The organism is Paenibacillus algorifonticola, assembly GCF_000971975.1.
GTDB lineage: Bacteria > Bacillota > Bacilli > Paenibacillales > Paenibacillaceae > Pristimantibacillus > Pristimantibacillus algorifonticola.
The window spans coordinates 1-14,854 of sequence record NZ_KQ040783.1; the positions used below are offsets into that span (position 1 = coordinate 1).

Consider the following 14,854-nt stretch of genomic DNA (forward strand, 5'->3'; position numbering starts at 1 on the left):
TATTGTACACAAAAAAAGACCCTACAAGATGACCTTTTTTAAAGTGTCCATCTTATAGGGTACATTTTAGTTGGACTGCCGGCCCTTTTTATGTGCATAGAGAGTGAAGGAGAGCGACAAGCGAGAGCCTGTCCGATGCATTAAGAAACATACAAACAAGCGCTCGGTCCGAAGCATCATGAAAGCGCGTTTAGGAAGCGCATGTTGACTTCGACACCACTGAGCAAAACGTAAAGAAGTACATCGCCACATGGGCGATATACTTCAAGTTGCATATTATATTCCCGCTATACGAACTCCAATCGCTCCAACTCCCCGCATAAGGCTTCACATTCTTAAATCCAACCTCTTGCGGAACACAAGTTGGGTAACGCTGGCTTTTCAAGCCTTACAGGCTGCTTTAGATCCCATCTATTCTTGTCGCTGTCCTCCAAGCTCTTTCATATATGAGAATACAACCGCAATTGCTGCTATATTTAATTTTTGCATTAAGCGAGGAGCAACCTCATTAAAGTCATCCATCTGCATCTGCTCTTCTATGTCTTCTCTATAGTTATCTTCATAATCACTAATAAAATCCTCCTCTTCCTCATACCAATCAAATCTCTCTAATACATAAAACTCTATCCCCTTATCGTTTTGCTAGGCACAATACCAAACTTCTTCTTGAAGCATTTGCTGAAATAGTAGGGGTCGGTATATCCTACCTTCATGGACACATCAACAACCTTCAATGACATCAATCCGTCGGAGGATACACCATTCAGCAGCTCAATGGCTTTATCCAGACGAATATTGGTCAGGTATTCGGTAAAGGATTGTCCCTTCTCTTTTTTGAAAATATGACTCAGATAGCTCGGATTGACCGCCAGGCTGCGTGCAGCCTCCTGCAGATTGACATTCTCGTTGGAATAGTTCGCGGTTACGTAATCTACCGCCTTGGTCACGATATCCGAATTTTTACTACGAGGAAGCTGTTTTTCTATTTCAACAAACACCATTTCTCGAAAAAATGTCTCTAGCCATTGCTGCAAGGCGGCTACCGTCTCCAAAATATGCATTTGTCGGAAGAGTGGATGTCTTTCCGTTAGCCAGTCCGGAGGAAGAGAACCTCCCCGTTCAAGAATAGCTGCGCTGCCTAGCGATACACACTCCATCAGTACGAACTGGGCTATCTCCTTGCTTGCCCTGCTCTCCATTAGATGATCGCAAGCACGTCGAATGAGCTCGGTAACGGTATCCTGCTGTTTCTGGCGGAGCGCAGTCAACCACTCAGAGCGATCGATCGGAAGCGAGAAGACAGCATCCTCCGCTCCCATATGATCCTGGATATAAGCAATGACCTGATTGCCGCCTTGTGTGAACTTATATCTAAGCAAGTACAGAGCCTCCGAATAAGACAAGTAAACTTGGCTAATGCTCTCATAACTTTGTCCCAGCGCAAATGTGACGAATAGATGCATTTTCTGATCGATAAAAATACGAGACTGCTCGCATAAGTCAAAAAGCGTGGTATCACTATGTTCAGACAGACTGGCCAAAACGGCGAGCTGATTCTTTTCCACATTAATAAACGTGCAATCGACGCCTGCAGATCCCAGCGTTTCCTGTACAATATTTTGAACTGCAAACCGCCAAAGCTGCCGCTCCTGTTCCTTGGCAAAGCGGGTATTCAACTCGTCGAGCTCCACGATAATGACCGCATAGGAAGAGAACTCAAGTTTAAGTCCATAATAGCGGGCTTGTTCGCTCAGCGTTTCTGGACTGACAGACTGCTCATGCAGCAGGAATTGCCTAATAAAGTGGTCCTTCAGTATGGGCTTGGTCTCATCAAGCTGCTGCTTTAATTCTCCCAGCGATCGCGAAAACTCATTTTCCTCGCAGAGCTCGTCACGTACAACAGCAAGCGCATTGGTCAACTCATCCTCGTCAATAGGTTTAAGTAGATAATAGGAAGCGCCAAAGCTTATAGCAGCACGGGCATACTCAAAAATATCATAACTTGTAATAAAGATGATTTTGGTATTTATATATTCGGATCGCAGCGCCTGGACAAAGTCTAGACCAGACATGCCTGGCATATTAATGTCGGCAATAATTAGATCATAGTTCTCCTGCCGAGCGAGCTCGAGCGCTTGCGTCCCGTTCTCGGCCTCATCCTTAATGCAGAAGCCCAGCATCTCCCAATCGATGATTTGCAAGAGCAGCTGTCGAAAATAATATTCATCATCTACAATCAGAACTTGATATGGATTTTTGTTCATAGCTGGGACACTCCCCTTTCCTCGAGCTCCCCTCTGCTGACCGCAAGTGGAACCCGCAATTCCGCTTGAACGCCTTCTCCGAGGGTGGAGGTTATGGAGAGCCCATACTCCTCTCCGTAGAGCAGAAGAATCCGTTCTTGCACGCTGCTAATGCCAAAGCTATCCAGATCCTGATATTCCCGGTATTTCTCCTTGCCTTGCCAAATACGGCGCAACTGGTCTGCGCTCATGCCACGCCCGTTATCTCTGACTGTGAAAATAAGAAACTGCTTGCCGTTTTCCTCCGCCTTTCTCCCTGTTATAGAGCAAAGAGCGCCTTTCTGCTTGTCTCTCAGACCATGCTGGATCGCATTTTCAACCAGCGGCTGCAGCAGCATATTGGCAATCCAGCAGTTCTCAATTGCTTCTTCCATTTCAATGCGATAATCAATGTAGCTGTAACGGACCTTCTGAATATATAGGTAGCTTTCCAGATGCTTCCGCTCCTGAGAGACCAGAATTAGCTCTTGCCCGTTATTAAGCGAGGTTCGATAGAAATCTCCCATTGCCTTGACTACTTTGCTGACATCGCGAGCCTTAACCATCAGCGCCATCGATCTGACCATTTCGAGCGTATTGTACATAAAGTGGGGCTTGATTTGGGAGTACAGCAGCCGCAGTCCAAGCAGTCTTTTTTGGCGCCCCTCCTCATTGATCGTTTGCAGCAAGTCTTGAATTTGCCCGATCATTTCATTAAATTTGTGAGCCACTCTGCCAATCTCATCATTATTCGATACAACAGCTCGCGCATTCAGATTGCCTTCGCCTACTGCCTTTATCGTTCGGCTCAACTGAATGATCGGTCTGGTGATCCAGCGGGAAAATACAGCCGAAAGAGTAAATGCAATAAGCATTCCTGCAACGCCAAATCCAATAATGAACAAAGTAATTTTCCATTGATCCTTCATAAGAGTTTGAGTAGGAACGGCATATACAATCTTCCAATCGTTCTGCTCCATCGCTATCGATGAGATGATCAATCGCCCTTCATCAGCATAGATCTCCTCATTTACTGATTTGTACAGCAGCTTCGGATCATTAGCGGAGATAATAGTTCCGGCAGCATTGGTGATCATCATTTTGCTGTCCATATGCGCCTCGTCCCGACCATACAATTGGGACAGCATCCGCTCGTCGATATTGATGAATATAAATCCGGTGGTCCTTCCGTCATTTATATCAATTATCCGTCTGCCAACCGCCATTACATTGATTTTTTCGGCGTTAACAAGAAACGGACTTTCAAAGGTTTCGCTCCAGACAGGCGAACCCGCAGCTGCTATCATTTGCTCCCTCGGGTACAGGTCGGCTATATTTTCCATTACATCGGTCAAGTTCTCGGAGTAGTAAAGCTTGTTATTTTTAACGGATTGAATAATAACGGAATTAATATACGGATTGGACTCCACCAACGAATTAAGACTAGCGTACAGCAGCTGGATATTTTCAATTTCATGCCACTCGGCCATACTCCTGCTTGTCAGAACGGATTGATAGGTTTTGTTCACAATGGCGAGCTTGGAATAGTTCTCAATATCGTTAAATAATGTGCTAATCGTATTGGCAATAAGCGACACCTTGTATTGAGAGCTGCTCGCAGCTCTTTCTACCGCTTGCTGCTTCGTCATATGATACAGCGTTATGGTCAACAGCAGAATGCTGGGGAAGATAACCAACAAATTGATGATCAGCATCTTGCTGCGAATCCCCATATTCTGTAGCCTTCTAATCCCATTCACGAATATCCCTCCGTCAGCTGACTCTTTGGATGCTAGAGAATCTTCCCCATTATAACAGCCAGCCTGCGCGAGAGTCTTATTTCAGGATTGAGCCGGCGGTGAAACTTTTTTCCAGCTGCTCGCTAAAAAATAAATAGATAATGATTAATGGAATCGTTGAAATAAACATCGCCGCACATAACGGTCCCCACTCTACGCTGTATTCGCCGCTGAAGTTCATGAGCCCTAGAGGCAGGGTACGGAGTGAGGATTTCTGAATAAAAGTTACGGCCATCAGCAGTTCGTTCCATACGTTGAGAAAAATAAAGATTCCTACGGATGCAAGAGCAGGTCTCAGCAATGGCAGAACTACATGGAAGAAGGCGCGGATAACGCCATATCCATCAATGAAGGCTGCTTCCTCCAGCTCCTTGGGCAGCCCCCGCAGAAAACTGGACAATATGAAAATAGCAATGGGAATATTAACGGTTATATACGGCAAAATAATCGCTAGCTGAGATTTCAACAAGCCAAGGTCTCTTAGCAGCGTAAATAACGGGACGAGCGTAGCATGAACGGGAACCATAACCCCTGACAAAATGATGATGGACAGCACTCCGCTCCATCTGAATCTCATTCGAGTCAATGCATAAGCCATCATGGACCCTAACAGCAGGACAACAATTACGGTCACGGTTGTTACAAGTACGCTATTGAAGAAATAATCGCCGATCTCGCCCTGGACCCAGGCGTCCACATAGTTCTGAATTTGCCAGGTCTCGGGCAGGCTGAATGCGGAATTGCTCTGAATTTCCGCATTGTTCTTGAATGAGATAAGCACCAGCCACACCAGAGGAATGAGCTGAAGCAGGCCGATAAAAGACATAAATGTATAAAGCCCTGTTTTCTTCAAGCTTTTTGGACTGAACATTTTTGATGACTGTTCAGGAAGGTGTACGGGGTGATTGCTTGCTAATTGTTTTTGCATTGGTGCCACTCCTCTACGAATACACTGTATTTCTCGACATCAGCTTATTGATCACCCAGGAGATTAGCAGACATTGTACGACCAAATAAACAGCCAGTGTACTGCCATAACCAAAGTTCATCTTAAGGAAAGCCTCCTGGAACATCCGCACAGCAATAACGGTTGAGCTGTTGTCAGGACCGCCCCCGGTCATGACATAGACTTGCTCGAACACCTTCAACGAGCCGACAACCGCCAATACAACATCCACCTTAAGCACGTCGGACAGAAGCGGGAGCGTAATGTGTCGAACGGATTTCCAGCCCGTTGCTCCATCCAATCGAGCGGCCTCATAGATATGGTCAGGTATGCTCTGAATGCCCGCAAACATAATCAGCATGTGATAACCGACAAATTGCCAGACAAGAACAAAAACCACTGACAGCAAGGAGGTCTTCGTATCGCCCAGCCACAGCTGAGTCATTGATTCTAGTCCAATCGAGCGCAGGAAAGCATTAAGCAGTCCGATCGCAGGATCGTATATTTTGCTCCAGAGCAAGCTCACCATTGTAGTGGACATAATGACCGGGAAGAAATACACATTGCGAAACCATTTGCTGCCCTTGATTTTACGAGATACGAGCATAGCCAGAATAAAGGCGGCAGGCAACTGAAAGATCAGAGAGAACAGCACGAAGACAAAGCCGTTTTGTACAGCTGGATAGAAATTGGGATCGTCGGTAAACATTTTGACATAGTTGCTGAGACCGATAAATTTCATCGGCTGTATGCCATCCCACTCATGCAAACTAAAGAAGACAGTTCGGCAGACGGGATACAAAAAGAAAACAGAAAATAAGGTCAAACCGGGCAGCAGGAACAATGCCAATACCCAACGGTTCGATAGAGCCTTCTCCATGCGGGATTCCTCCTAACACTAGCTGTGATTTACTATAAGAAAAAGAAGAGGCACAGATTAATTACAGTGCCCCTTCCCTTAATTATTGTTGTTTCATGATTTTGTCCATCATCTGCACAAATTCACTTGATGGCAGGGAGCCGGTATAGAGCTTTTGATTCAGATCCCGGTTCTCCTCATTGACGGCTGCCGGTATAGTATTGCCCCAGAATGTTTGGATATAAGAATATTCGCTGTAATCCTTCAAGTATTGCGCATAAGCCTCATTAACCACTCCCTCGGGCTTCACCTCGGTTTGGGCATAGGTGGCTTGTCCAAGCTTGGCAAGCGATTCATTCACCTTAAGCGAATAACGAACGGCGAATTCCTTCGACAGCTCCAGCTGCTTAGACTTAGCGTTTACGTACAGACCATATGGAGCGGTGCTTTTCTCGCCCATATTAGACGAGAATGGATCCGCTTCTGCGCCTGTCTTCGGGAATTTCACGTAGCCGAGGTCATCGCCAAGAGCAGGGATCGCCTTGGAAAAGATCCAGGACCCGTTAATAATCATCAGAGCTTTACCGCCATAGAACAGCTCACGCGCCTCCAAGTCACTGTTGCCGAGAAAACCCGACTGGAACGCATTGGCTTTGACCAACTCGATGAGTTTGTCAGCCGCATCTACAAACGGCTTGTCTGCAAAGCTCATTTCACCATTTTGAGCCTTCGTATAGGCATCCTTATCCTCGCGCAGCACGAGCATATTGTAGATGATTTCACCCGGCCAGCGGTCTTTGCCGCCTAGCGCGATAGGCGCAATGCCTTTGTCGTTAGCAGCCTTGATGATATTCATGAGCTCTTCCCATGTAGTGGGAGCCTTTACACCCAGCTCGCTCATTAGCTTCTTATTGTAAGCCAGCAGATAGGATTGATCAGGGCGATAAGGCAGCGAGTAGATGTTTCCATCTTCTTCTTTAATCAGCATTCCGTCATTAAAGCTGTTTTCCAGCCCTGTGCTCTGCAGTGTGTCGTTGAGCGGGGCAGCCATCTTCGCATTAAGAACGCTTTCTCTCTCCGACTTGCCCGCATATTGAGCGAACACATCCGGCAGCTCGTTAGCAGAGATGGCAACCTTGATTTTCGTTTTGTAAGTTTCTGGATTAATGAATTCATAATTCAGCTTAATATTCATTTCCTCGGCGATTTCTTCAGCTACAGGCTTCAGATAATCATCCGTATTAAACATCCATAGCGTTAAGGAGCCGCCGTCCTTGGCTGTATTTCCCGAGCTGCCGTTCGTGCCCGGTGCCTCCGAATTGCCGCCTGTACTCCCGCATCCCGATAATACAAGCGAAGCCCCTAAGCCAATTGTCAGCAAAGATGTAATAAAGCGCTTACTAAGATTCATTCCGCTTCCCCCTTGTTTAAGTTCTAATCTAGTAGCTTACAGGATTTATTATAGAGAAAAACCATCGTCTGCTTAATGGAATTCCTTTAGGCGCACCAGTAAATATATTGGTCATTCGATCATAATAGCGTTGAATGATTCAGGCAGAAGCCCGCAGGAGAAGCGCTGATCGTTGCAGTCAATTGAAGCAGCAACCAAAGCCTTCGATTCATCGTCTCCTGCGGTTTGTGTATATCAGAATGACAGAATGACAGTCTGGCTGTCAGTCTCCTTTGATTCAGAGGCACTTGTTATTTGGGATCCTTCTACGTCTCCCACTGCGTCTTCTTAGAAGAGGATAACCACCTGATTTGCTTATTAGACATTATCCTTCTCCTCCTGCTGTTAATATGAGCACATCGAATGGCCGCATGGTCACAGCGCCTTGCAGCAGCTTCCCCGACAGCAGATCGCGCATCTGTTGTCGGATTACGACAGTTTGGCTGTTATGCGCATAGTTGAGCAGAAACCAAGTATCTTGCTCACTGCCTGGACGTTGTCTTCGATGCAGCTCAACCTGTTCTGGCAGCTCCATTAACGCTGCAGCCGGAGAGGACAGCCCTGACAATGCCAGCAGCTTCGCCGCCGCAGTCTCAGTGAATGCAGAGCCAAAATAATAAATGGCGCCTTTGCCGAGCGTATTTCGAGCGGCCGCAACACTTCCCTCATAATAGCTTCCGCCACTATAATGGCCGATGCTCTGCGCCGATTCTGATGTGATGCGGAGAATGTCATTAAACTCTGGCGCTCTTACGGACAGCTCGGTGCCGCTGTCTACCACCCAGCGAATATCCGGCGTTGTTTGATGTGGGCCTATACGGGTGAAATCCTCCACTTCAATGCCGCACAGCTCTGCAAGCGGGCCAGGCAATGGCTCCATGCGGCAGTGGCCATTCTCATCCTTGTAGCCGCTGCGGCAGCCGAATATGACAGTCCCACCTTGTCTTGCGTAAGCTTCCAGCAGCTTGGCGTGGGTTGCCGTAATGATCGTCGCATGCGGATATACCAGCAACTTGTAAGAGCTCAGCTGCTCCAGCGTTGTTTCCTCATCGATATATAGCGCATCGGTTGGAATATGAGCGCGAACGCACGCTTTGTACCATTCCAGTAAGCTGTACCTCTCCAGCGGCCCATGCCAGCTGTCCAACTCGCCATCCCATTCATTGTCGTAGCTCTTGATTATGGCTGCTTCAGCCAAGTAACGCTGTCCCACAATCTGGCTGCCAATCTGCTGCAGCTCCTTGCCAACGAGAGCAGCCTCCCGCACTTTACGATTCTCCTGATTAGAATAGTCGTTGATGCCATGCCAGTACATTTCTGTGCCGATGGATGCCGTGCGCCAGCGGAAATACAGCAGCATATCTGCTCCATGAGCTATGGACTGATACGTCCACAGCCGCATCTGACCTGGCAGAGGGGCTGGGGTTTCCAGCCGGGTAAACCAGCCGCATGCACCCGATTGCTGCTCCATTACACAGAAATGAGGTGAAATGCTGCGTACCACGCTCAGATTCCAGCTCCACTTTTGATCAAGCAGAGGACGATCCCCGAGATCTGGCATAATGGTGCTAATATTGGGATATGAATCATAGGACATAAAATCAAGTGTTGTCCGAGTCAGCTTATGATTGTCCAAATGACCAAATATTCCGTTATGCGTGACCCACTGATAGCTTGGCACAATATCCCTAATGATATCCGCCTGTAAACGGCAATAGGAAATCGCGCTATCTGAGAAAAAGCGCTTTTCGTCTAGTGATTGATGCGGGTTAGGGGCATTGGACACCGTCGGACGAGTCAGGTGCACCTGCTCCCAGTCGCTGTAGGTCTGATTCCAGAAGACCGTCCCCCAAGCGTGATTCAATTGTTCCAAAGTGCCGTACTTTTCCTGCAGCCAGCTTCGGAATGCAATATGATCGGCTTGCGAATAAAACACGTTCATTTCACAATTCAGCTCATTATCAATCTGCCAGCCGATTACAGCAGGGTGATCCTTGTAATGCTCAGCCATTCGTTGAGCAATACGAGCTGCCAGCCTTCTATAAACAGGAGAGTTATAGTTGAAATGTCTTCGCTGGCCATGCTGGTACAGCACGCCATTCTGAGCAGCATTAAGTGTCTCCGGATACTTGGTAGTCAGCCAAGCAGGAGGCGTTGCGGTAGGTGTGCCCAAAATAACCTTAAGGCCGTGCTTGTGCGCAGCCGCAAGAGCCCGGTCGAACAGCTCAAAGTGGAACTCTCCTTCTGACGGCTCAAAAATCGACCACGCGAATTCGGCAACGCGAATAATCGTAAAGCCGCATTCCCTCATACGTCTGTAGTCGTCCTCCCATAACTCCTCCGCCCAATGCTCTGGATAGTAACATACTCCCAAGTGAAACTGCGTTGTATTCAAGCTCTTAGTCATTAATGTCTATTCCTCTCTTTAAAACGTGAGATATGGTTAAATTCCGGCTCAAGCCGCTCGTACAGCCGCGTGTAGACTGCAAATAGCTCACTATAGATAGCATGGCGGTCAAGGCACGGCTCATGACGGTTCACAATATGAATCCAGCTTCTAGCTTCATTCAAAGATGAGATGTGCCCCAGGGCTTGCATAGCTAAGATTGCGGCCCCCAGTGCAGAGGCTTCGCAGCTTTCTGGAACAAGCACTTCTCGCCCCAGCATGTCCGACAGCATCTGTCTCCATATCGCTGATTTGGCGAAGCCCCCAGATGCCCGAATTTCCCGAGCTGGCCCCGCAATCTCCTGCAGCGCCTCCCCAACGGATAGAATGCTGTAGATTACACCCTCTAACCCGGCGCGAATTAGATGCTCCCGCTGGTGCTGCAGGCTAAGGCCGAAGAAAACGCCGCGCGCCGAAGCATTCCAGTAAGGAGCTCGCTCGCCGGAGAGAAAAGGTAAGAGCAGCAGACCGTCGGCGCCAGGTGCAATACTGGCAGCACTCTTAATCATCAGCTCGTAAATATCTGCGCCATGACGAACTGCCTCCTCCCATTCCGCTGATGCCAGCTTCTCCCGCAACCAGCTGAGAACGATTCCGCCGTTGCTGGTTGCCCCGCCGATAACCCAGTGCTGCTCGTTCAATGCATAACAGAAGGTGCGTCCCAACGCATCTGTTATCGGGGTGTCGGACATCATGCGAATGGCGCCGCTTGTCCCAATGGTTACGGCCAGCTCACCAGGTTCGATAGCACCTACACCAAGGTTGGCCAGAACACCATCGCCGGCTCCGATAACAAAGGGGGTATCTGCGCCTATGCCCATGCGCTCGGCCCAGACAGGAGGCAATCCGCTCAACACTTCTGTCGGCGGAACGAGAGCAGGGAGCTGCTCCTCCCGAATGTTCAGCAGCTCCAGCACCTCTTGGTCCCAGTCAAATTCCCGCAGGTTGAACAAGCCTGTAGCTGATGCAAGAGAGCAATCCATGACGAATCGGCCAAATAGCCGGAAGAGAATGTATTCCTTAATGCCAAGAAACATGCCCGCCTGCTCGTAGCATCCCGGATCTTCCTCCTTCAACCAAAGAATTTTGGACAACGGAGACATCGGGTGCATAGGGGTTCCGGTGCGCAGGTAAATCTGATTCCCTGCCAGTTCTTCCTTTAATCGCTTCACTTGCCCGGAGCTGCGATTATCTGCCCATATAATGCTTCTGGTTATCGGTGTATTAGAACGATCCAGAACAATCAAAGAATGCATAGCCGAACTAATGCCAATGCCGATTAGCTCATTCGCGTCTGCTCCCGATCGACGCATCACCTCTCTAATGGCGGTGACAGCCGCTTCGAGCAAGATTTCAGGATCTTGCTCCACCCAAGATGAACGAGGGTAAATGAGTGGGTAGTCCTCTGAATGAATACCGCGTATGTGTCCTTGGGGGCCGAAGGCAACAGCCTTCGTGCTTGTTGTGCCAATATCCAACCCTATTGTAATTTCGTTGTCACGCAAATTGAGCCCACCTTTACATGTACAAGATCCTGCAGCTTTCTCAAGACAGCTCTTCAGGTTTCATATGCCACCTGATCTGCTTGCCTATCCGATATTAACGGTTAGACTGGATTATAACGAAAAGCACCATTGTCATGAATGGAATAATTTTGGGTACGATACGTAAATATCTTTGCAAGCTGGCATACCTGTACTCAACACAAAAAAAGCACATCGCTGCATGCACGATGTACTACTAGTAAAAAATATTTCTTGTTTTATTATTTCCTCCCATTGTTCGCTGTCTTTCCGTAGAGCAATCTACCGCTACTTCCTAGTGTATCTGAAATGATGAATTCGGCAATATCTTCGGTCAGCATAAATTTCAAATTTTACATGCATGGCTTCCAAACCATTAAAATCATGGACGCAATCGGCGTTAGGGTCGCCAATATCCCATAAAAATTCCAATTGCGAGAAGCAAGAATAATCTTGTTCGTCATGGTATTTTGCTCATAGGAAAGCTGGCCTTGCCTGATCATTTTGTTTTGTAAAGGAAGCAGCACGATCATCCAAATTACCCCGGATAAAATAAACAGTCCATAAGAAATCCCAAGCCAATTCCATGCAAACACTGAATATCCCGGTTTGACGGTATTATTACTCTGCGCATACTCCACCGAGTCGAACAATACTTGGAAAGCTTCCATGCGAGGCGTCTCTTCCCCTGGCTTCGCCTGAATTAAATAGTCTACCCTCCACATGAACATCAATTGATAATAAATCGAATGCGTAAGCCCGAATTGAACATAGGCTTCGCCGATTCGGTCTAATCGTTCCGTCGGGTCCGAGGTGCTGCTCGCGGCTTGAGCCAATTCTGTGCGAAAACGAGTAAAGGCATCGTCGACGACGCTAAAAAGCAAGTGATCCTTATCGTGATAATAAAGATACAACGTAGCCGGAGAATAACCGAGCATCTCAGCCAGTTTGCGCATAGAAAAGGCGCTTAAGCAGTATTTTTATTTCATACTCGGAGTTGCTTGCTCCGCGCTATTTGACGCGGGAAGCCTCTCTAAACTGGCCCGGCGGCAGGCACATCCCCAGCAATCTGCCCATCAAATGGAGCTTTGTCATTTAATCGCTGCAGAATGGGGTAAGAGCGTAAGCACTAGAGTAGCCCATAAATCGCTTGTTCGGTTGTTCGGTTTATTTAACCCGACTATGCGGGATTTGGTTAAAATGATGTAGCAATGGACGTATCTATTAACGAAATTTGTTGCCTTTCTTATGGCAGGGTTCAATATGATCCGCACGAAAGGCTGATAATTCGGTGCCGAGGCACTTCGAAAAGTCGGCCTTTTTATTAATTTACTTTGTTGAGTTAACCGGCACGTTATCATAATCGCCAAACCTCATTTCGTCAAGAGATAATGTGTAAATGAGCGACATAACGTGGAATCCCCCTTTATCCTTTTGAAATAGGAATGAATTTCCGAGTATGCAGAGGGATATCGCTTTTTCCATTTCATCCTTTTTCACGTAAAATTTTCTTTAGGTCATTGGGGAGATAAGGGATCTACACACAAAGGACAGAAAAGGGAGAGTTGCATGAACAGAGTAGACAAAATCAGATTTATACTCCTTTACAATGAAGCGCCTGAAGGAAAATGTTACGGGTACATGGAGTTGAATCGGGATGGCAATATGATCGCGCTCTACAATAGGTATGGCGAGGAAATCGACATGAATGGCGGACATGAATTTGTCAGGGTACGGACGCTTGGCAAATTCGATGACGAAGACCGCGATAATTTTTATTCCTTGTTAGAAAGTGATGGTGTAGGATAATCTGCGCGCCAGGCTGGCGAATCGGTGTCAAGACACTACAAAAAGACAGAACGCAATGAATATTCGGGAGGTAGAAGATGAACAAACGAGTTCAAGAGGCAAGTGGAATAAAGAGAGGGCCGATGTTAACTGCGCTGCTCATCGGTGCCTTTGTTGCGTTTCTTAACGAAAATTTGCTTGCCAACGCGCTTCCTGGATTGATGCTTCCGGTGTGGATCGGAACCGGAGGGCGTCCGGAATCGGCGATTCGGGCAGGAAAGCTGGGATTGCCCCTCATCTTTGCATCATTGGCGGAATGCCGGAAAGATTTGCTCCGTTAGTTGAATTATATAAACAAGCTGTCGCCGAGGCCAGTCACGATGTGAGTAAGCTGCTCCATCGGATTCTTTTGTCCACCGCTTTCGATATAAAGCGTACCGTCGGCTGCTAGACGGGGAGGAAATAGTGAACCGAACTCAACATGTATTGTGCTTGGATTAGGAACATATCATGAATTACTCCTGAAAATTTTCAAAGAAAAAGTTAAACCTAGTTAAAAAAAATCACGTCCTCCAAGGGAGAACGCGATATGAAGCAGCTTGACTCCGTGTTTCAAGATCGTCATTTACGCTTTTTGGCGACCACCGCCAACCGACCATTTTCGTTCGAGTACTCACACGTAGACAGTACAATAAGCTTGTCGCCATACTGGGCTGTTACGCCCGTGTCGTAAAGATCGAGTTTTTTGATGTTCTGAACATACGAATCGAACTCGGCGGGCGTTCTTACCTTCTCAATCTGGTAGTATTTAAAAACGTCGTCCGATTTGCGATAAACTTTTGACAGAATAACGGCAACAATCTCATACTCTTCCTTTTCGTAAAGCGTACTGAACTGGAACTAACCGTTGATCCGGCTGTACGCGTCCAAAAAGGGGAGGCCGCTTTCGTTTTTCTTTGTATCGAAATCATGATTGATATAGTACTGCGCATCCTGTGGATTCTGCATGACCGGATACTCAATTCGGGTGCCATCAACCTTCAGCCAACCGACGATGTCCGGGTTTCTCTCGTAAAGCTCGCGAAACTCGGGAAGCATGATCGGCTCTTGCGCCTTCGAGATCAAAGAGGAGGGGATTGCTTCCCCTCCACCTTTGTCCGACCTCCCCCCCAAAAATTCTTGTAAGTTCTTCAATTTTCTTGCTTTCGACATGATCCCGTAGGAAAGTTCTCGCAACTGCGACCAGAGAAAACACCAACAGAAACAAGGAAACGGCGATAAGAATTTTTCTTTTTTTACTCATTTTCTTACCGCCTTTCCGGTTACTGGATGTGTTTTTTCTTCTTGCCGCCGAGCAGACAGAGTCCGATCGTAATCAAAGACATCAGCGCCAAAGCCATATAAAAGGCTGGCGGTACGCTGTTATCCCCTGTTTCTGGAACATCGTCCAGCTCGTTGTCGACGTTGCCGGCTCCGTTGGTGCTGTCGCCGGTTCCGTTGTCGACGCCGGACCCGGGATTGTCAGCTTGGTCGGGATCAGGGTTCGCGGGTCCAGGCCCGGGGTTCACGGGTCCAGGTCCGGGATTCGCGGGTCCAGGCCCGGGGTTCACGGGTCCAGGTCCGGGGTTCACGGGTCCAGGTCCGGGGTTCACGGGTCCAGGCCCGGGGTTCGCGGGTCCAGGTCCGGGGTTCACGGGTCCAGGCCCGGGGTTCACGGGTGGAGGCCCGGGGTTCACGGGTCCAGGTCCGGGGCTCACGGGT

At 47.9% G+C, this 14,854-nt stretch carries 10 protein-coding genes and 2 pseudogenes; 2 read left to right on the plus strand and 10 right to left on the minus strand.

Annotation, left to right across the window (positions count from 1 at the left end):
* Positions 1 to 623 precede the first annotated feature (623 nt).
* From WH37_RS04890 to WH37_RS33355, 8 genes are all read right to left on the minus strand, one after another.
* Positions 624 to 2,264: a response regulator gene (locus WH37_RS04890; protein ID WP_046229463.1), complete on the minus strand. Its 1,641-nt coding sequence runs from the start codon at positions 2,262 to 2,264 to the stop codon at positions 624 to 626.
* Positions 2,261 to 4,015 carry a cache domain-containing sensor histidine kinase gene (locus WH37_RS04895; RefSeq protein ID WP_046229464.1) on the minus strand — a complete coding sequence of 585 codons (1,755 nt, stop codon included), beginning with the start codon at positions 4,013 to 4,015 and terminating at the stop codon, positions 2,261 to 2,263. Before WH37_RS04895 ends, WH37_RS04890 begins: the two co-directional genes overlap by 4 nt.
* A 103-nt stretch (positions 4,016 to 4,118) precedes the next feature.
* On the minus strand, positions 4,119 to 5,009 hold the full coding sequence (locus WH37_RS04900) for a carbohydrate ABC transporter permease (RefSeq protein ID WP_231594127.1): 891 nt from the start codon (positions 5,007 to 5,009) through the stop codon (positions 4,119 to 4,121).
* Between the two features lie 13 nt (positions 5,010 to 5,022).
* The gene (locus WH37_RS04905; protein WP_046229465.1) at positions 5,023 to 5,907 is read right to left on the minus strand and encodes a carbohydrate ABC transporter permease; all 885 of its coding nucleotides are present in this window, start codon (positions 5,905 to 5,907) and stop codon (positions 5,023 to 5,025) included.
* Between the two features lie 82 nt (positions 5,908 to 5,989).
* The gene (locus tag WH37_RS04910) at positions 5,990 to 7,297 is read right to left on the minus strand and encodes an extracellular solute-binding protein (protein WP_046229466.1); all 1,308 of its coding nucleotides are present in this window, start codon (positions 7,295 to 7,297) and stop codon (positions 5,990 to 5,992) included.
* Positions 7,298 to 7,661: 364 nt separating this feature from the next.
* On the minus strand, positions 7,662 to 9,743 hold the full coding sequence (locus WH37_RS04915) for a beta-galactosidase (RefSeq protein ID WP_046229467.1): 2,082 nt from the start codon (positions 9,741 to 9,743) through the stop codon (positions 7,662 to 7,664).
* Positions 9,743 to 11,287 carry a gluconokinase gene (locus WH37_RS04920; protein ID WP_046229468.1) on the minus strand — a complete coding sequence of 515 codons (1,545 nt, stop codon included), beginning with the start codon at positions 11,285 to 11,287 and terminating at the stop codon, positions 9,743 to 9,745. The genes WH37_RS04915 and WH37_RS04920 overlap by 1 nt, the downstream gene beginning before the upstream one ends.
* Positions 11,288 to 11,658: 371 nt before the next feature.
* Positions 11,659 to 12,261, minus strand: coding sequence for a DUF2269 family protein (locus tag WH37_RS33355; protein WP_052736811.1), 603 nt, complete (start codon positions 12,259 to 12,261; stop codon positions 11,659 to 11,661).
* A 613-nt stretch (positions 12,262 to 12,874) separates the two neighbouring features.
* On the opposite strand from WH37_RS33355, the gene WH37_RS04935 reads away from it, so the two are divergent.
* Positions 12,875 to 13,114, plus strand: a complete 240-nt coding sequence (locus tag WH37_RS04935; protein WP_046229469.1) for a hypothetical protein — start codon at positions 12,875 to 12,877, stop codon at positions 13,112 to 13,114.
* Positions 13,115 to 13,317: 203 nt separating this feature from the next.
* Positions 13,318 to 13,487: pseudogene (locus WH37_RS35350) on the plus strand (LLM class flavin-dependent oxidoreductase); the annotation flags it as partial.
* A 227-nt stretch (positions 13,488 to 13,714) separates the two neighbouring features.
* Here WH37_RS35350 and WH37_RS04945 read toward each other — a convergent pair.
* Both WH37_RS04945 and WH37_RS04950 read right to left on the minus strand, forming a co-directional pair.
* Positions 13,715 to 14,396, minus strand: a pseudogene (locus WH37_RS04945) (class B sortase).
* A 19-nt stretch (positions 14,397 to 14,415) separates the two neighbouring features.
* Entirely contained in the window at positions 14,416 to 14,661 is a 246-nt protein-coding gene (locus tag WH37_RS04950; RefSeq protein ID WP_046229471.1) for an LPXTG cell wall anchor domain-containing protein, read from the minus strand.
* Positions 14,662 to 14,854 lie beyond the last annotated feature (193 nt).

Excerpts from the sequence above, each read along its gene's own strand:
- WH37_RS04895 (WP_046229464.1), bottom strand. The coding sequence starts at position 4,015 with ATGGGGATTCGCAGCAAGATGCTGATCATCAATTTGTTGGTTATCTTC.
- WH37_RS33355 (WP_052736811.1), bottom strand. The coding sequence starts at position 12,261 with ATGCGCAAACTGGCTGAGATGCTCGGTTATTCTCCGGCTACGTTGTAT.
- WH37_RS04935 (WP_046229469.1), top strand. The coding sequence starts at position 12,875 with ATGAACAGAGTAGACAAAATCAGATTTATACTCCTTTACAATGAAGCG.
- WH37_RS04905 (WP_046229465.1), bottom strand. The coding sequence starts at position 5,907 with ATGGAGAAGGCTCTATCGAACCGTTGGGTATTGGCATTGTTCCTGCTG.
- WH37_RS04915 (WP_046229467.1), bottom strand. The coding sequence starts at position 9,743 with ATGACTAAGAGCTTGAATACAACGCAGTTTCACTTGGGAGTATGTTAC.
- WH37_RS04910 (WP_046229466.1), bottom strand. The coding sequence starts at position 7,297 with ATGAATCTTAGTAAGCGCTTTATTACATCTTTGCTGACAATTGGCTTA.
- WH37_RS04900 (WP_231594127.1), bottom strand. The coding sequence starts at position 5,009 with ATGCAAAAACAATTAGCAAGCAATCACCCCGTACACCTTCCTGAACAG.
- WH37_RS04890 (WP_046229463.1), bottom strand. The coding sequence starts at position 2,264 with ATGAACAAAAATCCATATCAAGTTCTGATTGTAGATGATGAATATTAT.